This window comes from Enterobacter vonholyi (assembly GCF_040834095.1).
GTDB lineage: Bacteria > Pseudomonadota > Gammaproteobacteria > Enterobacterales > Enterobacteriaceae > Enterobacter > Enterobacter vonholyi.
In genome coordinates this window covers 1-23,393 of the sequence record NZ_CP162152.1, presented here as the reverse complement: position 1 = coordinate 23,393, position 23,393 = coordinate 1, and the positions used below count along the sequence as shown (strand labels likewise).

Annotated in this window: 22 protein-coding genes and 1 other annotated feature; of the genes, 3 read left to right on the top strand and 19 right to left on the bottom strand. The window is 57.3% G+C overall.

What is annotated here, in order from left to right; translation table 11 throughout:
• Positions 1–7: 7 nt before the first annotated feature.
• The 4 genes from AB3N39_RS00110 to AB3N39_RS00095 all read right to left on the bottom strand — a co-directional run bounded on the left by AB3N39_RS00110 (position 8) and on the right by AB3N39_RS00095 (position 3,726).
• Positions 8–355 carry a DUF202 domain-containing protein gene (locus tag AB3N39_RS00110; protein WP_115876759.1) on the bottom strand — a complete coding sequence of 116 codons (348 nt, stop codon included), beginning with the start codon at positions 353–355 and terminating at the stop codon, positions 8–10.
• Positions 345–692 carry a YidH family protein gene (locus AB3N39_RS00105; RefSeq protein ID WP_133293467.1) on the bottom strand — a complete coding sequence of 116 codons (348 nt, stop codon included), beginning with the start codon at positions 690–692 and terminating at the stop codon, positions 345–347. The genes AB3N39_RS00110 and AB3N39_RS00105 overlap by 11 nt, the downstream gene beginning before the upstream one ends.
• 92 nt (positions 693–784) lie before the next feature.
• Entirely contained in the window at positions 785–2,107 is a 1,323-nt protein-coding gene (locus tag AB3N39_RS00100; RefSeq protein ID WP_111964251.1) for a 6-phospho-alpha-glucosidase, read from the bottom strand.
• The gene (locus tag AB3N39_RS00095; protein ID WP_133293466.1) at positions 2,104–3,726 is read right to left on the bottom strand and encodes an alpha-glucoside-specific PTS transporter subunit IIBC; all 1,623 of its coding nucleotides are present in this window, start codon (positions 3,724–3,726) and stop codon (positions 2,104–2,106) included. The genes AB3N39_RS00100 and AB3N39_RS00095 overlap by 4 nt, the downstream gene beginning before the upstream one ends.
• Before the next feature lie 221 nt (positions 3,727–3,947).
• On the opposite strand from AB3N39_RS00095, the gene AB3N39_RS00090 reads away from it, so the two are divergent.
• On the top strand, positions 3,948–4,694 hold the full coding sequence (locus AB3N39_RS00090; RefSeq protein WP_133293465.1) for a GntR family transcriptional regulator: 747 nt from the start codon (positions 3,948–3,950) through the stop codon (positions 4,692–4,694).
• On the opposite strand, the gene AB3N39_RS00085 is transcribed toward AB3N39_RS00090, so the two are convergent.
• The 3 genes from AB3N39_RS00085 to ibpA form a co-directional block, all read right to left on the bottom strand.
• Positions 4,662–6,323 (bottom strand): putative transporter, encoded by a 1,662-nt coding sequence (locus AB3N39_RS00085; protein WP_143344453.1) that lies wholly within the window; start codon positions 6,321–6,323, stop codon positions 4,662–4,664. The two genes, AB3N39_RS00090 and AB3N39_RS00085, sit on opposite strands and share 33 nt — an antisense overlap.
• Before the next feature lie 172 nt (positions 6,324–6,495).
• A complete protein-coding gene (ibpB, locus tag AB3N39_RS00080) occupies positions 6,496–6,924 on the bottom strand; it encodes a small heat shock chaperone IbpB (protein ID WP_008500161.1) in 429 nt (142 codons plus the stop codon).
• A gap of 136 nt (positions 6,925–7,060) precedes the next feature.
• Positions 7,061–7,471, bottom strand: coding sequence for a small heat shock chaperone IbpA (gene ibpA / locus AB3N39_RS00075; protein ID WP_008500162.1), 411 nt, complete (start codon positions 7,469–7,471; stop codon positions 7,061–7,063).
• Positions 7,465–7,536, bottom strand: a sequence feature (ROSE (Repression Of Heat Shock gene Expression) occurs in the 5'-region of heat shock genes and acts as an RNA thermometer to modulate expression.). (Overlaps the previous gene by 7 nt.)
• A 248-nt stretch (positions 7,537–7,784) precedes the next feature.
• On the opposite strand from ibpA, the gene AB3N39_RS00070 reads away from it, so the two are divergent.
• A complete protein-coding gene (locus tag AB3N39_RS00070; RefSeq protein ID WP_096150942.1) occupies positions 7,785–8,117 on the top strand; it encodes a YceK/YidQ family lipoprotein in 333 nt (110 codons plus the stop codon).
• Here AB3N39_RS00070 and AB3N39_RS00065 read toward each other — a convergent pair.
• From AB3N39_RS00065 to AB3N39_RS00030, 8 genes are all read right to left on the bottom strand, one after another.
• Entirely contained in the window at positions 8,114–9,343 is a 1,230-nt protein-coding gene (locus tag AB3N39_RS00065; protein ID WP_367896985.1) for a DUF3748 domain-containing protein, read from the bottom strand. The genes AB3N39_RS00070 and AB3N39_RS00065 overlap by 4 nt on opposite strands.
• A gap of 51 nt (positions 9,344–9,394) precedes the next feature.
• On the bottom strand, positions 9,395–10,732 hold the full coding sequence (locus AB3N39_RS00060) for an MFS transporter (RefSeq protein ID WP_048702291.1): 1,338 nt from the start codon (positions 10,730–10,732) through the stop codon (positions 9,395–9,397).
• Positions 10,733–10,810: 78 nt separating this feature from the next.
• Entirely contained in the window at positions 10,811–11,959 is a 1,149-nt protein-coding gene (gene dgoD, locus AB3N39_RS00055; protein ID WP_136195852.1) for a galactonate dehydratase, read from the bottom strand.
• Positions 11,956–12,573, bottom strand: a complete 618-nt coding sequence (locus AB3N39_RS00050) for a 2-dehydro-3-deoxy-6-phosphogalactonate aldolase (protein WP_143344450.1) — start codon at positions 12,571–12,573, stop codon at positions 11,956–11,958. The genes dgoD and AB3N39_RS00050 overlap by 4 nt, the downstream gene beginning before the upstream one ends.
• Entirely contained in the window at positions 12,557–13,435 is an 879-nt protein-coding gene (locus AB3N39_RS00045) for a 2-dehydro-3-deoxygalactonokinase (RefSeq protein ID WP_133293460.1), read from the bottom strand. The genes AB3N39_RS00050 and AB3N39_RS00045 overlap by 17 nt, the downstream gene beginning before the upstream one ends.
• A complete protein-coding gene (dgoR, locus tag AB3N39_RS00040; protein WP_003861109.1) occupies positions 13,432–14,121 on the bottom strand; it encodes a D-galactonate utilization transcriptional regulator DgoR in 690 nt (229 codons plus the stop codon). Before dgoR ends, AB3N39_RS00045 begins: the two co-directional genes overlap by 4 nt.
• A gap of 226 nt (positions 14,122–14,347) precedes the next feature.
• A complete protein-coding gene (gene yidA / locus AB3N39_RS00035) occupies positions 14,348–15,160 on the bottom strand; it encodes a sugar-phosphatase (protein ID WP_133293459.1) in 813 nt (270 codons plus the stop codon).
• A 115-nt stretch (positions 15,161–15,275) separates the two neighbouring features.
• Positions 15,276–16,301 carry an NAD(P)-dependent alcohol dehydrogenase gene (locus AB3N39_RS00030; protein ID WP_252093516.1) on the bottom strand — a complete coding sequence of 342 codons (1,026 nt, stop codon included), beginning with the start codon at positions 16,299–16,301 and terminating at the stop codon, positions 15,276–15,278.
• A gap of 109 nt (positions 16,302–16,410) precedes the next feature.
• On the opposite strand from AB3N39_RS00030, the gene AB3N39_RS00025 reads away from it, so the two are divergent.
• A complete protein-coding gene (locus AB3N39_RS00025) occupies positions 16,411–17,346 on the top strand; it encodes a LysR family transcriptional regulator (protein ID WP_133293457.1) in 936 nt (311 codons plus the stop codon).
• A 34-nt stretch (positions 17,347–17,380) separates the two neighbouring features.
• On the opposite strand, the gene gyrB is transcribed toward AB3N39_RS00025, so the two are convergent.
• Genes gyrB through dnaA form a run of 4 tightly spaced genes read right to left on the bottom strand, consistent with a single transcriptional unit; the run spans position 17,381 to position 23,393 of the window.
• The gene (gyrB, locus tag AB3N39_RS00020; protein ID WP_111964243.1) at positions 17,381–19,792 is read right to left on the bottom strand and encodes a DNA topoisomerase (ATP-hydrolyzing) subunit B; all 2,412 of its coding nucleotides are present in this window, start codon (positions 19,790–19,792) and stop codon (positions 17,381–17,383) included.
• Positions 19,793–19,820: 28 nt separating this feature from the next.
• Positions 19,821–20,894, bottom strand: a complete 1,074-nt coding sequence (gene recF, locus AB3N39_RS00015) for a DNA replication/repair protein RecF (RefSeq protein WP_048030318.1) — start codon at positions 20,892–20,894, stop codon at positions 19,821–19,823.
• The gene (gene dnaN / locus AB3N39_RS00010) at positions 20,894–21,994 is read right to left on the bottom strand and encodes a DNA polymerase III subunit beta (RefSeq protein ID WP_008500170.1); all 1,101 of its coding nucleotides are present in this window, start codon (positions 21,992–21,994) and stop codon (positions 20,894–20,896) included. Before dnaN ends, recF begins: the two co-directional genes overlap by 1 nt.
• A 4-nt stretch (positions 21,995–21,998) precedes the next feature.
• The gene (dnaA, locus tag AB3N39_RS00005; protein WP_010426558.1) at positions 21,999–23,393 is read right to left on the bottom strand and encodes a chromosomal replication initiator protein DnaA; all 1,395 of its coding nucleotides are present in this window, start codon (positions 23,391–23,393) and stop codon (positions 21,999–22,001) included.

Sequence of the window (23,393 nt, the reverse complement as noted above, 5' to 3'; positions counted from 1 at the left end):
CCGGGCTTTAAAAGCTCACAATTTGCTGAATGTGAGTCACTGCGAAGAGTAAAGACAGAGACAGCACGGCCAGCGCAATCAGGAACTTATCCCGCACCGCCTTCGGCTGCACAAAGTCGTTCTGCGCCACGTCCATCAGGTTACGGCTGCGGGTATAGCGCCATAAAACGATCGCCACCAGCGCCAGCACAACAAGCGAGATCCAGAACGGCACCCCGGTGCGGTGCCAGTTGTGCTTAATCGCCAGGGCAATCAGCGCGCCATACCCCAGCAGCGTACGCAGCCAGGCGAGCGACGTCCGCTCCGGCTGCAGGCCGGGGTCCGCTTCCCGTCGCGCTTTGCGGCTATCCGCCATAGAACACCAGCACCATCACCACGCCCGCCACCGCCAGCAAAACCGCGCTGATGATGAGTAACCCGTGCGTATAGGGCAGATCCTGCTTCAGACGCATCGCCTTCTCATTGCGCAGCCAGCGCAGGTAGCCGTAAACCGCCAGCACGCCCGCGAACAGGCACAGCAGCAGCGCCAGCACCTCTCGAATCATCGGCGTGGCAAAATCAGGCGCGAGCTGGTCGAGACCCACCCCTGCGGCAAGGAATCCCAGCGCGGTGCGGATCCACGCTAAAAACGTGCGTTCATTAGCCAGCGAGAAGCGGTAGTCCGGCGCTTCGCCGAGGCGGGAAATTTTCATGAAGGTTCCTTGTCGAGCTACGGGCAGGCTTCAGCATAGCGTAAATCGACAAGGACAAGGAGACCGACATAGGGCGATGTCGGTCAGGACGATCAGTGCAGCTCTGGCCAGTAATCCTTGTTGGCCTCGATCAGGTCATCCAGAATCGCTTTCGCGACGGACGCGCTCGGCACGGTTTTCGACAGGGTAATCGCCTGCCAGAGTTTCTGATACGAGCGCTGCTCCCAGGCATCCACCACCAGTTTTTCCACCGCCACCTGCTGGCTCATCAGCCCTTTCTGGAAGTGTGGAATATCGCCCACCGTAAGCGGCTCAGGACCGTTATGGCCCACCAGGCACGGTATCTCAACCATCGCGTCGGCATCGAAGTTATGGATGGCCCCGTTGTTAGGCACAATCAGCAGCATCCGCTCCTGGGTGTTAAAGGCAATTGCCGTCGCCAGATCGACGATATACGACGCATGTTCATCAATTTCCAGCTCACCGGCGGAAGATTTGCCCGCCTCGATAATCGCCCGGCAGGAACTGAACACATGCTTTTCACGGTGATCCATGACCTCATTGGCGCGGGTGCGTTCCGGGTTGGAATGCGCGACCACGTAGTCCGGGAACAGGTAATACTTCAGGTAGGTGTTCGGCATGGTGTCCGGATCCAGCGCCTGCACGTCTTTTGCTTTAGCGAACGTATCGTTCCAGCTCGCTTCGGTGTGCGCATCTTCCGAAGGCGGAACATAGCCGTTTTTCGCCACGTATTCGCGCAGCTTCGGCATCAGATCGTTGCCGTTCAGGTCTTCAATCGACGTCCACCAGCCGAAGTGATTCAGGCCGTAGTAGCGCACGCGCATCTCTTTGCGGTCCTTCAGGCCGACTATCTGCGCCATGCGCCCTTCAATGCCGATCGGCATATCGCAGATGTTGAGGATTTTGGCGTTCGGACGCAGACGGCGCGTGGCTTCCGCGACAATCGCCGCCGGGTTGGAGTAGTTCAGCATCCACGCGTTTGGGGAGTACTGCTCCATGTAATCCACCAGCTCCAGCACGCCGCCGATAGAGCGCATGCCGTAGGAGATGCCGCCCGGGCCGCAGGTTTCCTGGCCCAGCACGCCGTGGCGCAGCGGGATTTTTTCATCTTTTTCACGCATTGGGTATTTGCCCACGCGGATATGCGCCATTACGAAATCGACATCGGTAAACGCCGCTTTCGGATCGGTGGTGTAGCTGAATTCAATCTCCGGAGCCTGCTCCTTAAGGATGATTTTGCACGCTTCGGCGATGGTCTCCTGACGCGCGCCGTCGTTGTCATAAAACTTCAGGGCGCGCAGCGGGAAACGGTCACGGTTGGCTAACAGCATCAGGACGATACCAGGCGTAAAGGTGCTGCCGCCGCCTGCAATGACAACTGAGAATTTTTTCATGATATAGCCTCTGTCAGGGTGGTTTGTTCATTCGTTAAGGGGGTTTTCATCAGCGATTCCAGCTGGTCGCGCACCTGAGGAACGTGCAGGCCGACAATCACCTGAATACCGTTGCCGCGTCGCACCACGCCGTGGGCGCCGAGGGCTTTGAAGACGTCATCGCTTTGCGTTTTCGCCATATCGACCAAGGCGATGCGCAGGCGGGTGGCGCAGTTGTTGATGCTTTCGATGTTGGCCGCGCCGCCAAGCGCCTGCAGGAACCCGGCGGCCTGTCCGACCTGCTGGCTGGCCGCCGCCGGGGCGGTGGTTTGCCCGCGCGCCGCCTTATAGTCGGCCTTGCTGTAGAGTTTGATTTCGCTCTCTTCCCGGCCCGGCGTTTTCAGGTTCAGACGCGCAATCAGCGTTTTGAAGACCACGAAGTAAATTCCGGTGAAGCACACGCCAATGCCGATCTGGGTGAACACCGTCGAGGCGTGGTTGTGGAACATCGGGATCCAGTTTTGCGGCAGGAACTGGTCCAGCAGGCCGCCGCCCATGTTGCCGACCACGCCGAAGGTGTACATCACCGTTGCCATGGTCGCCGCCAGCACGGCGTGAACGGCAAACAGCAGCGGCGAGATAAACAGGAAGGTGAATTCGAGCGGTTCAGTAATGCCCACCAGCACCGCGGTAAGCGTGGCCGGGACCAGCAGCCCCGCGACCTTGACGCGGTTTTCCGGCGACGCGGTGTACCAGATCGCCAGCGCAATCCCGATCGAACCGAACACTTTTGAGTTACCGTGCAGGGCGAAGCCGCCTTCCGGGAAGAGGGTTTTCAGCGGCAGGGTGCTCTGGCTGAATTCCTGCAGGTGCTGTGCCCAGTAGACCTGAATCCCCCCCTCCACCGCCGCCGGGCCGAAGATGAACGGACCGTAGACGAAGTGGTGCAATCCGGTTGGGATCAGAATGCGTTCCAGGAAGGTATACACCCACACGCCCAGCGCCCCGGCAGAGCGCAGGAACGCCTGCAGAGACTCAATGCCCATCTGCACTTTCGGCCAGCCCAGCAGCGTCAGCCAGGCGCAGGGGATCATGACGAAGAACGCGAGGATAACGACAAACGAGCTGCCCTGGAAAATCCCCAGAAACACCGGCAGCGGCTTGTCAAAATAGCGGTTGTGGATGGCGGTGACGATGCCTGAAATCACGATGGCACCGATGATGCTGGTATCGAGCGTTTTGATCCCGGCAATCATCGCCAGCCCGCTACCCGCCGTCGGTTCGGCGGAGAAGTCGACGCCGAAGAAGTGGCCCCAGGTCATCCCCATCGCGTTGATGAAGTAGTTCCAGGTCAGGAAGCTAATCAGCACAGCCAGACAGGCGCGGCCCTGGGCCTGCTTCGCCAGGCCAATCGGCAGGCCGACGGCAAAAATCAGCGGCATATTGCGAAACACCGCCCAGCCGCCCTCTTCAATGATGTGAACAATCTGCGCGAAAAGATGATCGGGGGCCGTTAAGGCTTCGCCGACAAACAGCGGGTTGCGAAGCATGATGGCGATTCCCACCACGATCCCGGCGAACGGAAACAGCAACACCGGGGTAAACATGGCACCGCCAAAACGTTGTATTTGACTGAGCATTTTTAAATCCTCATGAAACAACCTGTAGGGGTAGAGGCCTTTATGGTTTTTTGCTGGCCTGAGGTGAGCATAAGAACTTACTGATGCGCGAACATGGCGTGCCGCTGCGATTCGTGATCGCATTCATGGTTTTATTTTGACCAATCAGGTCTACTTTTTACGGTAAATATGGACATGTCAGGACGCCATCTACGCCCTGATAAGGGCAGAGAGGTCTACTGGTGATCTACAAATCGATTGCTGACAGATTGCGGCTGCGGCTGAATTCGTCGGACTACAACATCGGCAGCCCGCTGCCGGGCGAGAAAGCGCTGGCGCAGGAGTTCGGCGTGGCGCGAATGACCATCCGCAAGGCGCTGGATCTGCTGGTGAGCTGGGGGCTGGTTGAGCGCCGACACGGCAGCGGAACGTTTGTGTCACGCAAAGACGTTCACCACGAAACCACCAACCTGACCGGGCTGGTGGAGGTGTTGCGTCAGCAGGGAAAAGAGGTGCAGAGTAAGGTCTTACAGTTCGAAGTGATGCCCGCCCCGCCCGCCATCGCCAGCCAGCTGCGGATCCAGGTGGATGAGCGGATCTACTTTTCCCGGCGGGTGCGCTACGTGGACGGGAAGCCGCTGATGCTGGAGGACAGTTTTATGCCGGTGAAGCTGTTTCGCAACCTGTCGCTGGCGCATCTTGAAGGGTCAAAGTTTGATTACATCGAGAAGGAGTGCGGGGTCACCATCAGCGGCAACTACGAGAGCCTGACGCCGGTGCTGGCAGATAAAACGCTGGCCGGTTATATGAACCTGCCGGAACAGACGCCGCTGCTGCGAATTACATCTCTCTCCTACAGCGACAGCGGCGAGTTCCTCAACTATTCCGTGATGTTCCGAAATACCAGTGATTACCAGGTGGACTACCATCTGCGGCGCATCCACCCGGAAGATTTACTAGCTCATCCCCCAGAACAGCACCGCCAGTAGCTGCGGGGTGATGATGCGCAGGAACATCACCAGCGGGTAGACGGTGGCATAGGAGAGCGCGGCCGCGCCGCTGGTGGTGTGCAGGTTATTGGCAAAGGCCAGCGCGGGCGGATCGGTCATGGAACCCGCCAGCATGCCGCACAGCGTCAGGTAGTTCATTTTGGCGAACATCCGCGCCAGTATGCCCACCGTCAGCAAAGGAATAGCCGTGATAAATATGCCGTAACCGACCCAGCTCATCCCTTCGCCCTTGATCAGGGTGTCGACGAAATCCCCGCCGGACTTCAGCCCGACCACCGCCAGGAACAGCACGATGCCCAGCTCGCGCAGCGCCAGGTTGGCGCTCGGCGGCATAAACCAGTAGAGCTTACCGATGCAGCCGATACGCCCGAGGATCAGCGCCATAATCAGCGGCCCGCCCGCCAGGCCCAGCCTGAGCGCCACCGGGAAGCCCGGCACGTACAGCGGGATGGAGCCGAGCAGCACGCCAAGCCCAATACCGATGAACACCGGCAGCATCTGCACCTGCTGCAGCTTCTGCTGGGCGTTACCCACCATATCCGCCACGGCGTCGATGGACGAGGGGCGACCCACCAGGTTGAGGATATCCCCGAACTGCAGGCTGGCCTCGGGGCTGGCGACCAGCTCGACACCCGCACGGTTGAGGCGGGAGATCACCACGTCATAGCGCTCTTTTACCTGCAGATCGCGTATTTTTTTACCAAGGACGTGCTCGTTAGTCACCACAACGCGTTCCACCCGCATATCGGTGCCGCGCGTTGAGAGCGAGGTATCCACTTCCTGACCAATCACCAGCCGCGCGTTGTTTAAATCGCCGGGCTGGCCGACCAGATGCAGCAGATCGCCTTGCTGAATGATGGTGCCGGGCGCGGGCACCATCAGCATATCGTCGCGCTTAAGGCGGGAGCAGATGATATTGGCGCTGTTCAGGATCGGCACGTCCTGAATCGCCATATTGTTCAGGTTGGGGTTATCAACCCGAATGTTGATGGTTTTGATCGGCATATGGCCGTTGGTGAGGGTGGTTTCGTGGTCCTTTGCCTCTTTATCGACGTTAATGCGAAACAGGACGCGGACCAGCCACATAGAGAGCAGAATGCCGCAAATGCCAAACGGATAGGCCATGGCGTAGCTCATCCCCATCTGGTCGACGATGCCGGGTTCGATGCCCAAATCGCGGAGGATTTGCTGCCCGGCACCGAGCGCGGGCGTGTTGGTGACCGCTCCGGAGAAAATGCCCAGCACCACGGGCAGCGGGATAGCAAAGATTTTATGCAGAATGGCGGTGACCAGCCCGCCCATCACCACAATGCCGAGGGCAAACAGGTTGAGCCGTAAGCCGGAAACACGAAGAGAGGCGAAAAAACCCGGCCCCACCTGAATCCCGATGGTATAGACGAACAGGATCAGGCCGAACTCCTGAGTAAAGTGAAGCATCTCGGCGCTCAGCACCAGCCCGAGCTGGTCGGCAAAGTGGCCGACAAAAATGCCGCCAAACAGCACCCCGCCTATCCCAAACCCGACGCCGCGGATTTTGATATTCCCTATCCACAGGCCAACAACAGCGACCAGGGCCAACACGCTGACGGTTAACGCGATATCACTCATGATCCACTTCCTTGGCATAACCTTAGTTATGCTAAGGATTCTCTCAGAGCCGTGGGCGGTTGTATGGGCGATGGCGCACAAAAAAGCCCTGCCGGGGCAGGGCCTTGTGCGGTCTGTGAGCGGTGTCGGGTGGCGGCTGCGCCTTACCCGACCTACAGGTTCGGTGGGATTGTTAACTGTTTAACGCCGGCCGGTCGCTAATGGCGATACGCTGTGGCGCGATGGCTTCCGGCACGTTACGGGTCAGGTCAATATGCAGCAGCCCGTTGGTAAACGTTGCGCCGGAGACGTCCATATGGTCTGCCAGAGTAAAGCTCAGGCTAAACGGCTGATTAACCAGCCCCTGATGCAGCCATTTGGTCTCGGTCTCTTGTTTCTCCGGCGTACCTTTCACGGTCAGACGCGTGCCTTCAAGCTGGATATCCAGATCCTCCTGGCGGAAACCGGCCAGCGCAAGGGTAATGCGATAATGGTTATCGTCGCTTTTTTCGATGTTGTAAGGCGGAAACGTCTGTTGTTCAGCGGTGTTTTGCAGGGCGTTAGCCAGTTTGTCAAAACCAATCCACTGACGAAGCAAGGGGGATAAATCGTAGTTACGCATACTAAATCTCCTTCTGAGAAGCGAGTTCGGCACAGTTTAATTTTGTGCGCAGTTGTTCCTGCAAATCCGGATGGATTCGCATATGCTCCCGTTACGGCAAGCAAGTCTGGATGGGCCGCTCGCGCGACCCGCATAATTAGTTAATTTCGATACGACGCGGTTTTTTCTCTTCCGGAATCACACGTTCCAGTTCGATAAACAGCAGGCCGTTGACCAGGTTCGCGCCTTTCACGTGAATGTTCTCGGCTAACTGGAACTTGCGTTCAAAGTTGCGCTCGGCGATGCCCTGGTAAAGGTAGGTACGTTCTTTCTGCTCGGCCGTATGGGAACCTTTCACCACCAGCAGGTTGTCCTGCGCGGTGATCTCCAGTTCGTTTTCTGCAAAACCGGCGACGGCAATGGCGATGCGGTAGTGGTTTTCGTCAACCAGCTCAACATTGTATGGAGGGTAGCCGTTGCTCTGGCTTTGGTTATTTTCTAAATGATTAAACAGGCGGTCAAAACCAATTGCAGAACGGTATAGCGGAGAAAGATCGAAGTTACGCATAAATAAAACTCCTGAAATCAGCGAGAAATTGTAGCCTTCCACCATGGACAGGCCTTTGCGCCCCCGAACACCCATCAGGCGAGTTCGTTATCGGGCTACATGATTAAAATGGGTCTGCAATCGGCCTTTTCAAGAACGACACCTGCACTTTTTTTTGCACTTTCCTGCATCTCGCTTAGACTGGGACAACAGCACAAAGGGTTAAATTGCGATGGCTGCCACAGTGCGGGGTTATCGGGCTATCCATTTTGGATAAGGCTCGCTATAACCCTGAGTTGAAGGTCTATGCAGTGCCATTAACGATGACTGAGTGATGATGAAAAATGTTCTGATAAAGCTGACGACGTTCAGCGGGGTAGTTTTACTTTGCGGGTGTTCGAGCGTGATGTCTCACACCGGCGGTAAAGAAGGAACATATCCGGGGACGCGAGCCAGCGCGACGATGCTCTCCGATGACGATACAAACTGGGGCACCAAATCCCTGGTAATCCTCGATATGCCGTTTACGGCCGTGGCGGATACGCTTCTGCTGCCGTGGGATATGTTTCGTAAGGACAACTCCGTACGCTCACGGGTAGAAAAAAGCGAGCAGGAGAATCTGGCGACAAACGCCGTCATCCCGCCCGCTGACATGCCTCCACGCTAGCGCTGCGCGGTTTCCGTTACCCAAAGCTGACGGAAACCGGCTGTCTCTTCCATCCATGCAATAACGCGCCCGTCCGGAGAAAACACGACCGCATCAGCAGATGGCGGATTGCCGTGATCGGACGTCAAAAACGTCACCTCTCCGGTCTGTGCGTCGCAGCACGCGATCCTATTTTCGAGCACAAACCCCAAACGATCGCCGGAAGGATGCCAGTTAAATGCAGACTGAATATCGCTTCCGTTTCGCGTCAACTGGCGCGGCTCGCCGCCCTCCGGCGAGATCAGCCACAGCTGCACAATGCCGTTATCATCCCGCATCAGAAACGCAATCTGTGTCCCCTGCGGATTACTGCGAACCCAGTGACGCGGCACGTTTACCAGACCCGGATACGCCCTCTGATGCGTAAAGGTTAAACGACGCTGCTCTACTCCCGCTGGCGGAGCTGGCAGGGTATCCGTCGTGCCCTGTAGCGGCGCATCGCCCGCACGCTTCCAGCCCTGCTCGTCTTCGGGCAGATTAACAATAAAAAGTTCAGGCACTTTCTCGCCGGTTGCAGACAGGGTATCGCCGATAAACGCCAGCCTGTCGTTGCCCACCCAGCCCTCTTCGTAAGCGCGGTTAATCTCGTCGCTGCCCGGCTGCGGATTGGGCGTCGTGCGGCTGACCAGCACGCTCCAGTAAGCGCCCGGGTATTCACGGGGATGGTTCCCCTGCGGGTTTACCGGACCGAAAGGCGCCGCCACGCCGACGTTGCGTAAATCAAGTTTGGGATCGCGCTCGTGGAGCACGTGGTCGTTATAGGTAAAGCTGACGAGCAGGCCGTTCGGGCTGAAGACATGGACGTGGCTTCCGCCGCGCAGCGCGCCAGGAGTGTACGGCGAAGTGATATCCATCGCGTCCAGGTTGCTCAACTGGCCGTGATGCGCAATCACCCCCTGACGATGATGAAAATCGTAGTGCCAGTCTGCATCCGGGTTTCTCGGACCGTGGATAAAGACGTATTTGTCCTGTGCCGGATGAACGGTCACCACGCCGACGTGCGCGCCGTCAGTGGCGCGATAAACCACCTCCACCTCACCCGTGCCGACGTTGACCCGCTCGATGGTTTCACCGGTGAACGACGCACCTGACGGGCGCACGTCATAGACCAGCCACTGGCTGTCCGGCGTCCAGGTATTGATGTTGGTCAGCTGGTGGTTGCGGGAAGCGAAGGTGATTTGTTTCATGAGGATACCCTGATGCACGGTGAGTGCATCAGGGTAAAACATCCGCAGGGATTAGCCTACTCGTTTCACATCACCCACCAGCAGGATGTAGGAGAGTGCCCCGATCAGCGCCACGGCAGAAATATAGACCAGAGCCGGGCCGAAGCCGTAGTCCTGCGCCAGGTAGCCGATGACCAGCGGTACAGTGATCCCCCCCAGCCCGCCGACAAAGTTGAACACGCCGCCGGTCAGACCAATCAGCCGCATCGGCGCAAGGGATGAGACCAGTGACCAGGTGATAGAGGCGAAACCGTTACCGAAGAACGCCACCGCCATCAGGGTCATAATCCACACCGGATCGTTGGTGTAGTTGGCACCCATGATGCAGGTTGAGATCAGCAAGCCGCAGATGATCGGCGTTTTACGCGCCACGCCCAGCGAGTAGCCTTTTTTCACCAGCTTATCGGCCAGCCAGCCGGAGAGCAGCACGCCGAAGAATGCTGCGAGAAACGGCACGGTGGTCATAAAGCCCGCCTTCAGCGCCGCGATCCCCTTCTCTTGGGTCAGGTAGTTCGGAAACCAGGTGAGGAAGAACCACAGCGTTGAGGTCACCGCGAACTGGCCCAGATAAACGCCCACCAGCTTACGATGGAAGACCAGCTTCCAGTCCGCTTTGGTCAGCGGCTGACGCGCCTCTTTTTTCACCGGCGCATCGCCGTCCACCAGGCCACCGCCGTCGCGGATGTAGTCCAGCTCGGCTTTGGTGATGCTTTTGGTCAGACGCGGCGGCTGGTAAACCTTGAACCAAATCAGCGACCAGATAATGCCAATCCCACCCGTAACGATGAATACCCAGTGCCAGCTCAGCAGCTCCTGGATCCAGATCAGCAGCGGCGTCAGGAACGCCAGGCCGACAAACTGCCCGGAGGTGTAAAAGCCAACGGCGGAAGCGCGCTCGTGTTCCGGGAACCAGCTGGTCACCATGCGGTTGTTGGTAGGAAACGCGGGCGCTTCGAACACCCCAGTGATCGCGCGCAGGCCAATCAGCGACATCAGCCCGGTCGCGAAGCCCTGGAACAGGGTCGCCACGGACCAGCCGAAAATGGCGATAAAGTAGGTCAAACGTGAGCCCACGCGGTCAAGGAACCAGCCGCCCGGGATCTGACAGAGCGTATACAGCCAGGCAAACGCAGAAAAGACGTAGCCCATTTCAGCTTTGGTGATGCCAAACTCTTCCTGGATATGGGCCGATGCCACGGCAAGGTTGGCGCGGTCTACATAGCAAATGACCACGGTAATAAAGATCATAATCAGCGTCAGGTAGCGGCGACGCCCGGTTTTTGTAGCGGTAACTGGAATATCCATCGCAATCTGTCTCCAGATTTTGGGCATAGCGAAGCCGCTCACCATGCCCTGTAATTTACAGAGGGTTATATTTTTGTATGTATGATTTTTGCCCGGAGGCTTATCGGGTCTACGGGATGGCGATTACCATTCCGCTACGCTGCCGTCCTCATGACGCCACAGCGGGTTGCGCCAGTCCGGCGCATTTTTACTCAGCTCAATGACTTTGGCTTCGTCAATTTCCACTCCAAGGCCCGGCTTCGTTAACGGTTTAAAGAAACCGCCTTCCATGCAGAAGTCTTCTTTATTTTTCACAAAATCGAGCAGTTCCGCGCCCTTGTTATAGTGAATCCCCATGCTCTGTTCCTGGAACACCGCATTGCGGGAGACAAAGTCGACGTGCAAACAGGCAGCCAGCGCGATCGGGCCAAGCGGGCAGTGCGGCGCCAGCGCCACATCGTAAGCTTCGGCCATCCCGGCAATTTTATAGCATTCGGTGATGCCGCCCGCGTGAGAGAGGTCCGGCTGCAGGATGGCAATGCCTCCCGCTTCAAGCACGCGTTTAAACTCGAAGCGCGAGAACATACGTTCACCCGCCGCGATAGGAATGTGGGTCTGTTCAGCCAGCTTCGGGTAGTACTCGGCCTGCTCGGCCAGCACCGGCTCTTCGATAAACAGCGGACGATACGGCTCCAGTTCTTTAATTAGCACTTTGGCCATCGGCGCGCTGACGCGGCCGTGGAAATCCAGGCCAAACTCAATCTCGTTGCCGAAGGCTTCACGGATTTGCGCCACGGTATTCACCGCCCGGTCTACCGCGCGCGAGTTGTCGATAATGCCCATCTCTTCGCAGCCGTTGAGCTTGAAAGTGTCGAAGCCGATGTTGCGCAGCTGCGTGATGCCATCAATCACATCCGCAGGACGGTCACCGCCGACCCAGCTGTAGGCTTTGATTTTGTCGCGCACCAGGCCGCCCATCAATTGCCATACCGGCGCGTTCAGCACTTTGCCTTTGATATCCCACAGCGCCTGGTCGATGCCGGCGATGGCGCTCATCAGGATCGGCCCCCCGCGGTAGAAGCCCGCGCGGTACATTACCTGCCAAAGGTCGTTAATGCGCGCCGGATCCTGACCAATCAGGTATTCACCCAGCTCGTGCACCGCCGCTTCTACGGTACGCGCCCGCCCTTCAATCACCGGTTCGCCCCAGCCCACAACCCCTTCATCGGTTTCGATTTTCAGGAACATCCAGCGCGGGGGTAAACGGTACGTGGTGAGTTTGGTTATTTTCATTTCACTGCCTCTCGATACGCTTTCACAAATGCTGCCGCCTGCTGTGCGGTACGCTCCACGGACTGTCCGGCACGATAAAGATCGCTGCCCAGCCCCGCGCCCACACAGCCAGCGCTCATCCACTGGCCCAGGTTTTCTGGCGTTACGCCGCCCACGGCAAAGACCGGCACGCTGGCGGGCAATACCGCTTTCAGCGCTTTGATGTAGTCCGGACCAAAAGCCGATGACGGGAAAATTTTGAGCGACTGTGCGCCTGCTTCGAGAGCAGTAAAGGCCTCCGTGGCGGTGGCGCAGCCCGGGCAGACGGTCATGCCGTGCCCTACCGCGCGGCGGATCACCTCTGGCTGAATGTTGGGCGTGACGATAAGCTTGCAGCCCATTTTCGCCAGTTCATCCACCTGCTCAGGCCGTAACACTGTGCCTGCGCCAATCAGCGCCCTATCGCCGAAGGCCTCCACCACGGCCGGAATGCTTTTTTCCCACTTCGGAGAGTTAAGCGGGATTTCCACCGCGTCGAACCCGGCGTCAATAACCGCGCCGACGTGGGCTAACGCCTCATCGGGCGTGATGCCGCGCAAAATTGCGATAAGGGGAAGATCAGTTTGCCACTGCATGAGCGATGCTCCTTATTCCTGCCTGAAATGCCGTGTCGCCGGATAGCGTTGAAACGTTACGCCCAACGGTGCGAAACGCCTGCTCGTAGCGCGACGTCAGCGATGCGCCTGCGACAATGGTGATGGCCTGCTCGTGCGCGATGAAATCACGCATGCTGGCAACCTCAGCGCCAATCAGCAGGCCGGAAAGAAACTCGCTGACCTGCTCGCGCGGGAGATTTCCCAGCACGTGCGAGGCGCGAACCTCAAAAAGGTGCGGCAAGACATCAGGAGAAGCGATCCCACGTTCAAGCCCGGCAGCAAACGCCTCTGCCGAGTCTTCCTGCTCAGGTAAACCGGCCCCGACCAGCGAATGGTTGAGCAGCAAATGGTGCAGCTCGCCGGTCATCACGGTGCGAAAGTCGTGGATTTGCTCAGCGTCAGCCTGGACCCACTTGCAGTGCGTTCCGGGCATGACGTAGACAGAAGAAGGAGAAAGCACGCGCGCGCCAAGCAGCTGCGTCTCTTCGCCGCGCATCACGTTATGGTTGTCGTCGCGAGAAACGCGCAAGCCGGGAATAATCCAGATATTGTCGCCAACGGACGTTAACTGCTCGCCAATCGCGGAGAAATGGGCGGGAACCGGCAGATAAGGCGCAACTTTCCAGCCTACATTGCTGCCTACCATTCCCGCCATTACCACCGGCGTGGCGCTGTCGCGCCAGTTTTGTGTGACCTCTGCTAACACCGCCTCGGGGGATTTACCGTTCAGGCGCGTCACGCCTGCATCTGATTGCCTGCTCTCCAGGCACTGCTCGCCCTGATACAGCCAGGCGCGCAGATTGGTCGATCCCCAGTCAATTGCGATGTAGCGAGATGTCATGTGATTTCCTTCAGCCTTCGTGTCGAGCTGGCAATCATAGTAAGTGCCGCCTGCTCTGCCGCATCGCCGTCCTGATGCCGTATCGCATCGAACAGCGCTTTATGTTCCTGGAGCGTTTTCGGCATGTTGGCCTCATCGCCCATCCAGGTACGTTCAAATACTGCTCGCTGTAGCGAGCTGATCGCTACGCTAAGCTGCTGTAATACCGGGTTATGCACCGACTGCAGCACCGCTTCGTGGTAGCGAATATCTGCCTCGTTAAACGCCTCCCGGTTCTGGTTATTGGCGATCATGTCGTTTAAAGCCGACTCGATCTGGGCCAAATCGCCGGAAGTTGCGCGTTCCGCCGCCCAGCGGGCGATGGCCGGTTCAACCAGGTTTCGGACTTCGCTCATCGCGCCGATAAGCCGCGGGTCGTAGTCGTTTTCCAGCACCCACTGCAGCACGTCGGTATCGAGATAGTTCCACTGGTTACGCGGGGCAACAAACGCGCCGCGATAGCGCTTCATTTCAATCAGCCGCTTCGCCATCAGCGAGCGGAATACTTCCCGGATGATGTTGCGCGAGGTTTCAAACTCCTCACACAGTTCGGCCTCTGCCGGCAGCGGCGAACCGGGAACGTATTTGCCACCCACAATCTGTGTGCCCAGCGTGATGACGATGCGATCGGTTTTATTGAGTGTCATGGAGAGTCCTTGTGCTCTGTATGTCCATCACTACTTTACCGCGACCGCTGAATTTCACCTCACTTTTGCAGTACAAACGTGAGGGAGTTCGTCTTTGTCATGGCTGTAATGTAGTACAATCATTTAATATTGTACTACAATCAAGATCACAAAAAGAACAATTCAATAAATTCAGCGCAAAAAAAAGCCCCGGTTGATAACCGAGGCAGATGATTAAAAATAAGCGTTACTGCAGCACAAACTTCTCGATCGCGTAGGCCACGCCGTCTTCGAGGTTGGATTTGGTGACAAAATTAGCCACTTCTTTCACCGACGGAATAGCGTTATCCATCGCCACGCCCATGCCCGCGAATTCAATCATCGCGATGTCGTTTTCCTGATCGCCCAGCGCCATGATTTCATCCGGCTTGATGCCCAGCGCGTCGGCCAGCGATTTAACGCCGGTGCCTTTATTGACGCGTTTATCGAGTATTTCGAGGAAGTACGGCGCACTTTTCAGCACGGTGTATTTCTCTTTCACCTCGGCCGGAATGCGTGCAATCGCCTTATCCAGGATCTCCGGCTCGTCGATCATCATCACTTTCAGGAACTGGGTCGCCGGGTCCATTTTCTCGGCTTCACAGAACACCAGCGGAATGGTCGCAACGTAGGATTCATGTACCGTGTAGTAGCTGATATCACGGTTGGCGGTGTAAAGCGTATTGCGATCGAGAGCGTGGAAGTGGGAACCCACCTCACGGGACAGTTTTTCCAGGAACCGGTAGTCATCGTAGCTTAGCGCGGTTTGCGCAACCGTACTGCCATCCGCGGCTTTCTGTACCAGCGCGCCGTTATAGGTGATGCAGTAGTCGCCAGGCTGATTCATGTGCAGCTCTTTCAGGTAGCTGTGCACGCCCGCATACGGACGCCCCGTGGTTAGGACCACATTCACGCCCTTTGCGCGCGCCGCGGCGATCGCGTTTTTAACAGCTGGAGAAATGGTGTGGTCCGGCAACAGCAGCGTGCCGTCCATATCGATTGCAATGAGTTTGATAGCCATGAGTTCCCCGGGATAAATGAGTGCTGCCTCATGCTAACGCGATTAAGCACACAAAAATAGAGCTACATTGCGCAACAGGAACACCCCTTTTACGTTTATTCCGGGGAACAAAGGCTTACTCGCGGGTGAGAACGATTTTACCGAACGCGCCGCGATCCAGATGTTCAAGTGCCTGTTCAAGCTCGTTAAAGCGGTAGCGATGCTCAATCACCGGCTTCAGTCCCGTGACGTCAACAGCGCGAACGAAATCTTCCAGCGCCCTGCGGGGGCCTACGCCGATCCCCTGAATGACGGGAGATTTCAGCAACAGTTCGCCAGCAGAGAGCGAAATGTCAGACCCGGCCAGCACGCCAATGACCGATATGCGTCCATGAACGGCAACGGCGCGCAGGGAATGCTTCAGGTTCTCCCCGCCCACGGTTTCAATAATATGGTCTATGCCGCGATCCTGAGTCAGCGCCAGCGTATTTTCAGCCCAGTCGCCTTTCAGACGGTTGATGCCCTGGCTGGCCCCCAGCGTTTTGGCCAGCGCCAGTTTTTCATCGCTCCCCGAGGTGACAAACACCTCCGCGCCGTGCGCTTTTGCAATTTGCAGGGCGAAAATCGCCACGCCGCCCGTTCCCTGTACCAGCACCGATTGCCCGGCGCGCAGCTGGCCGCGTTCCACCAGCGCAAACCAGGCGGTAAGCCCTGCGCAGGGTAAGGTGCTGGCCTCGGCGTCATCCAGGGTCTCCGGGGAGGCCGCCAGCGCGTCTTCCTTCACAATCACGTACTCGGCCAGCATTCCCTGGAAGTATCCGCCGGACGTTTTATAGGGCAAATTGCGCGCGTCAGCCTGCGGTTTACCGTCGATCCACTCCGGGAAGAAGGTTGAGATGACGCGGGCGCCTGGCTGGAAACGCGTGACGCCTTCACCAATGCTGTCGACGACGCCCGCCATGTCAGACGCCGGGGTAAACGGGAAGGAAAGAGGAATCGGCATCGTGCCTTCAATCACCATTTTGTCGCGATAGTTGAGCGCGACGGCATTCACCCTTACGCGCACTTCACCCGGACCGGGCTGTGGAATGGGCTCCTGAATAAGCGTAAGGCTCTCGCGCCCGAGGGCGTTCATCGTCCAGCGTTGCATTGTCTCTGTCATTTTTCTCTCCTGCGATCAAATAATCTTCAGTACCGACAGTCTAGCGTTGACTCTTCGTCACCAATGGCGATAATTTTTCTCTTTATTGATGCCTGAATGGATACAATCCATGACCGATACGCTGAAGGATATTCCTGTTTTTGTCGCTGCCGTGGAGGCAGGAAGCTTTGCACAGGCCGCAGTTCGCCTGCACCTGTCGCGCTCGGCGGTGGGAAAAAGCATTGCTCGCCTAGAGGAACGCCTTGGAGTACGGCTCTTTCAGCGCACCACCCGCAGCCAGAGGCTGACCGATAACGGCGCCCTTTTTTATGAACGCTGCCTGCGCGCGCTGGAGGAGATTCGGGGCGCAGAGTCGCTGCTTGAAACGGGGAAACAGCAGGTCAGCGGCCGCCTGCGCGTTGCCATGCCGGTACTGTTTGGCCGCCAGTGCGTCGCGCCGCTGCTGATTGAACTGGCGCAGGAACACCCCGGGCTTGAGCTTGAAATGTCGTTCAGCGACCGCGTGGTGGATCTGGTGGAGGAAGGGTTTGATATGGCGGTGCGTAACGGCACGCTTCAGGACAGCAGCGTGCTGGTCGCCAGAAAGCTGGGAGAACACCGCATGGTGCTGTGCGCCGCGCCGGAGTATCTGCTGAAAAAAGGCCAGCCGCAAAGCGTTAATGATTTATCCCAGCATACGGCCATCAACTATTTGAGCACAGGCAGAGTGTTGTCCTGGCAGCTGATGGATAACGAAGGAACGTCGCACACCTTTACACCCCGGTCATCACTCAATATGGATGATTTGCAGGCGATCTGCGACGCTGCGCTGGCCGGACACGGCATTGCATGGCTGCCCTGCTGGATGGTCGTCAAAGATATTCACCAGGGTAAACTCGTCCCGCTCCTGAAGCAGGCACCGGATGTGCATTTCAACGTTCATGCCGTGTGGCAGCAGACGCCGCATCTGCCGCTGAGGGTAAGAATAGCGATAGATACGCTGGCGAGCCGTTTACCATCCGTGATGTCGCTGGATATGCCTGCGCCCATAAAAAAGCCGCGCTAAACGCGCGGCCAGTTATCGTGCGGTATAACGTCGATTAAATATCGATATTTGCCGCTTTCAGGGCGTTCTCTTCGATGAAGGCACGACGTGGTTCAACCGCATCGCCCATCAGGGTGGTGAACAGCTGGTCTGCAGCAATCGCGTCCTTAACGGTAACGCGCAGCATGCGGCGGCTTTCCGGATCCATGGTGGTTTCCCACAGCTGCTCCGGGTTCATTTCGCCCAGACCTTTATAGCGCTGGATCGCGAGGCCGCGACGGGACTCTTTCACCAGCCAGTCCAGCGCCTGCTCGAAGCTGGCTACCGGCTGACGACGTTCGCCACGTTCGATGAACGCATCGTCTTCGATCAGGCCGCGCAGCTTCTCGCCGAGCGTGCAGATACGACGGTATTCCGGACCGGTCACAAATTCGTGCTCCAGCGGGTAGTCGGTGTCGACGCCGTGGGTACGCACGCGAACGATCGGCTCGAACTGCTGATCGGCATTCTGCTGAACATCGCATTTCCACTGGCTGCCGTGCTGCTCTTTTTCGTTCAGATCGGTCACCAGGGCGTTCACCCAGCGGGTGACGGTCTGCTCGTCGCTCAGATCGGCCTCGGTCAGGGTTGGCTGATAAACCAGTTCCTTCAGCAGCGTTTTCGGATAACGACGTTCCATACGCGTGATCATTTTCTGCGTGGCGTTGAACTCGGACACCAGACGCTCCAGCGGCTCACCGGCCAGTGCAGGGGCGTGCGAGTTCGCGTGCAGGGTCGCGCCATCAAGGGCGATCGCGATTTGGTACTGATCCATCGCTTCGTCATCTTTGATGTACTGTTCCTGCTTGCCTTTCTTCACTTTGTACAGCGGCGGCTGGGCAATGTAGACGTGGCCACGTTCAACGATTTCAGGCATCTGACGATAGAAGAAGGTCAACAGCAGCGTACGAATGTGCGAGCCGTCGACGTCCGCATCGGTCATGATGATGATGCTGTGGTAGCGCAGTTTGTCCGGGTTGTACTCGTCACGGCCGATGCCGCAGCCCAGCGCGGTGATGAGCGTCGCCACTTCCTGAGAAGAGAGCATCTTGTCGAAGCGCGCCTTCTCAACGTTGAGGATTTTACCCTTCAGCGGCAGAATCGCCTGGTTCTTACGGTTACGGCCCTGCTTCGCAGAACCGCCCGCGGAGTCCCCTTCCACGAGGTACAGTTCGGACAATGCCGGGTCGCGTTCCTGACAGTCAGCCAGTTTGCCCGGCAGGCCTGCCAGGTCCAGCGCGCCTTTACGACGTGTCATTTCACGCGCTTTACGCGCCGCTTCACGGGCACGCGCCGCATCGATAATTTTGCCCACCACGATTTTCGCGTCGGACGGGTTTTCCAGCAGGTATTCGCTCAGCAGTTCGTTCATCTGCTGCTCAACCGCCGATTTCACCTCAGAAGAGACCAGCTTATCTTTGGTCTGTGAGGAGAACTTCGGATCCGGCACCTTCACGGAAACCACGGCAATCAGGCCTTCACGGGCATCGTCACCGGTGGCGCTGACTTTCGCTTTCTTGCTGTAGCCTTCTTTGTCCATGTAGGCGTTCAGGGTACGGGTCATCGCCGCACGGAAGCCTGCAAGGTGAGTACCACCGTCACGCTGTGGAATGTTGTTGGTAAAGCAGTAGATGTTTTCCTGGAAACCGTCGTTCCACTGCAGCGCCACTTCCACGCCGATACCGTCTTTTTCGGTGGAGAAGTAGAAGATATTTGGGTGAATAGGCGTTTTGTTCTTGTTCAGATACTCAACGAACGCCTTGATACCGCCTTCGTAGTGGAAGTGGTCTTCTTTGTTGTCACGCTTGTCGCGCAGGCGAATCGAGACGCCGGAGTTCAGGAACGACAGTTCACGCAGGCGTTTCGCCAGGATGTCGTACTCAAACTCGGTGACGTTGGTGAAGGTTTCGAGGCTCGGCCAGAAACGCACCATGGTACCGGTTTTGTCGGTGTCGCCAGTGACGGCCAGCGGTGCCTGCGGCACGCCGTGCGTATAAAGCTGACGGTGGATTTTGCCTTCGCGCTGGATAACCAGCTCCAGCTTCTGCGACAGGGCGTTTACTACCGAAACACCTACGCCGTGCAGGCCGCCGGAAACTTTATAGGAGTTATCGTCGAACTTACCGCCTGCGTGCAGGACGGTCATGATCACTTCCGCCGCAGAGACGCCCTCTTCCGGGTGAATACCGGTTGGGATGCCACGACCGTCATCGGTGACGGAGACGGAGTTATCCGCATGGATGGTGACCACGATGTCTTTACAGTGACCCGCGAGCGCTTCGTCGATAGCGTTATCTACCACCTCGAATACCATGTGGTGCAGACCGGTGCCGTCATCCGTGTCGCCGATATACATACCCGGGCGCTTACGCACCGCATCCAGCCCTTTCAGGACTTTGATACTGGAGGAGTCATAAGAATTCGACATCAACGTTTCTCGCTCATTTCAACTTGGGTTAATCCGTTATTTTACCCTTTTCCACGGTAAACATCTTCGAATTTTCGTCCGACATGTCTATAACGTGTTCAGCGCTAATGGCGCTGACGAAAACCTGCGACTGCGTGGCTTTTAAGCGGCTGGCAAGCAGCCCGCGCCGCGCGTCGTCAAGTTCCGAGGCAAAATCATCTATCAGGTACAGGCAGCGTCTTCCGCTCTCGCGGGTCAGAAACTCTCCCTGTGCCAGGCGCAGCGCACACATCAGGAGCTTGAGCTGCCCGCGCGACAGCGTGTCTTCCACTGGCGCACCGTCAGCACGAATGCGGAAATCCGCCTTGTGCGGGCCGTGCGCGGTATAGGTCAACATGCGGTCGCGCTCGAAGCTTCTCTCTAACACCTCGGCATAGTCCGTCTCTTTCTCCCAGCCGCGCTGGAAGGAGAAGGTGAGAGAGAATTCAGGTAAAAACTGTTTGCAGGTGTCGGCCATGTCTTCGGCGATACCAGCGCTGTATTCGGCACGCCAGCGGCTAATCTGTTCCGCAAGAGGGATTAACTCCATGTCCCACGGACGCAGCTGGGCGTAACGGGTAACCTGGCGCAGCGCGGCGTTACGCTGCTTGAGCAGACGCTTCAGGTTGCTCCAGGCGTTAAAGAATCCGGCTTCGTTGTGAAAGCATCCCCAGTCGAGGAACGCTCTTCTGTATTTGGGGCCGCCGTTGAGTAAAGTAAACCCCTCGGGCGTTATCAGCTGCATCGGCATCAGCAGAGCAAGCTCCGCCACTTTATGGCCGTCAGTGCCGTCGATGCGCACCTTGCTGTCGCCCTGCTTATCTTTGGTCAGGCCGATGGCGGTCTCCCGCTCCTCGCCCTGCAAACGCCCGTGCAGAACAAAGGATTCCTGCTCGTGGCGAATGACGCGACCAATCTGCAAACTGCGAAACGCCCGGCCGTGGCCGAGCGTATAGATGGCTTCCAGCACGCTGGTTTTGCCGCTGCCGTTCGCGCCAACCAGGAAGTTAAAGCCGGGGGATAAAGCGAGATCCGCGCTTTCGATATTGCGAAAGTCGCGGATCAACAGACGGGTGAGCGACATTACAGTCTCATTGGCATGACAACATAGGCAGCCGACTGTGATGCGGCATCTTCAATCTGTACGCTCGAAACGGAGTCGGTCAGCAGGATGCGCACGTTTTCGCATTTCAGCGCATTCAGCACATCCAGTACGTAGCTGACGTTAAAGCCGATTTCCATCTCAGCCCCGGCGTAGGTGACGTCCAGAATCTCTTCTGCCTCTTCCTGCTCCGGGTTGTTAGCGGTGATTTTGATCTGGTTTTCACTCACGTACAGGCGCACGCCGCGGAATTTCTCGTTAGAGAGGATGGCGGCACGGGCAAAGGCCTGCTTGAGGCTGTCGCAGCCTGCTTCCAGCGTTTTGTCCGGATTCTTCGGCAATACGCGGCGATAATCCGGGAAACGGCCGTCAACCAGCTTAGACGTGAAGACAAAATCACCCACGTGTGCACGGATGTTGTTGCTGCCGATCTGCACGCGCAGCGGCGTGTCGCCACCGTCGAGCATACGCATCAGCTCAATCACCCCTTTACGCGGCACGATCACCGAATGGTTTGGCAGTGAGTCGCCAATCGGCATAGAACAGACCGCCAGACGGTGGCCGTCGGTTGCCACGGTACGCAGCTCTTCACCTTCGGTTTCGAACAGCATGCCGTTTAAGTAGTAACGAACGTCCTGATGCGCCATGGAAAACTGCGTGGCTTCAATCAGACGCTTCATCGTCGCCTGAGGCAGGGTGAATTCAACTTCGCTCTGCCAGTCGTCCAGGTTCGGGAAGTCCGCTGCTGGCAGCGTGGAGAGCGAGAAACGGCTGCGACCAGAACGCACCAGCATACGGTCGCCTTCCAGCTGCACGGCGATTTCAGCGCCTTCCGGCAGCCCGCGGCAGATATCAAAGAATTTACGTGCCGGAACCGTGGTCGCGCCCGCGTCGTGCGGCTGCGTCAGCGTAACGCGCGCGATCATTTCCATTTCCAGATCTGTACCGGTCAGCGACAGCGTACCGTCCGCGACCTGAAGCAGCAGGTTTCCGAGAATAGGCAGCGTTGGGCGGCCGCCTAATGGGCCACTCACCTGTTGCAGCGGTTTTAATAAATGTTCACGTTCAACGGTAAATTTCATAGCGTCACGATGATAATGTTCTGATTAGATTGGAAAAATCTTCTTTTATGTCGTGGCTTTCTTCGCGTAACTGCTCAATCTTGCGACAAGCGTGCAGCACGGTCGTATGGTCACGGCCACCAAACGCATCCCCGATTTCCGGCAGACTGTGGTTGGTTAACTCCTTTGCCAGCGCCATCGCCATCTGACGCGGACGCGCCACCGAGCGGGAACGACGTTTAGACAGTAAATCTGCCACTTTGATCTTGTAGTACTCAGCCACCGTCTTTTGAATATTGTCGATAGTGACCAGTTTTTCCTGCAATGCCAGCAAATCGCGCAGCGCTTCACGCACAAAATCGATGGTGATCGCACGACCGGTGAAGTTGGCATTGGCGATAACGCGGTTCAGTGCCCCCTCCAGCTCACGGACGTTGGAGCGCAGACGCTTGGCAATGAAGAACGCCACTTCACCCGGCAGGCGAATGTCATTTTCATCGGCTTTCTTCATCAGGATCGCGACGCGGGTTTCCAGCTCCGGTGGCTCGATCGCCACGGTCAGGCCCCAGCCGAAGCGGGATTTCAGACGATCTTCAACGCCGTTGATCTCTTTTGGGTAACGATCCGAGGTCAAAATGATCTGCTGATTGCCTTCCAGCAGGGCATTGAAGGTGTGGAAAAACTCTTCCTGCGATCGTTCTTTATTGGCAAAGAACTGGATGTCATCGATCAGCAGCGCGTCAACGGAACGATAGTAGCGTTTAAACTCTTCGATCGCATTGTTTTGCAGGGCTTTTACCATGTCCTGAACGAAGCGTTCGGAGTGCATATACACCACTTTTGCATTGGGCTTGCGCGCCATAATGCCGTTGCCCACCGCATGCAGCAGGTGCGTTTTACCCAGACCCGTGCCGCCATAAAGAAACAGCGGGTTGTAGGCTCCACCGGGATTATCAGCAACCTGACGAGCCGCCGCGCGCGCCAGCTGGTTCGATTTACCTTCAACGAAGTTATCGAACGTGTGTTTCACGTTAACGTTAGAGCGGTAGGTTGGCTCAGCCGGTGCAGGGACATTATCCCAGCCCTGACGAGCAGGTGCGACGCGAGGGGCCGGAGCAGGAGCGGCCTGAGCAGGCGCTGCGACGTTCACGGTTTCACGTACGGTTTGGGTGACCGGCTTTGTGCCCACTTCAAAGCGCAGCTGCGGGGCATCTGACCCACAGAAATCGTTCAGCAGTCCATTGATGTTATTAAGGTACTTGTCCCTTACCCAATCGAGCACAAAACGGTTTGGAGCATACAAAGCCAGCGTGTTATCGCTCAGTTCCGCCTGCAACGGGCGGATCCACATACTGAATTCTGTGGCTGGTAACTCATCCTGCAATCGGGCAAGACACTGCTGCCAAAGCGAAAGTGACAC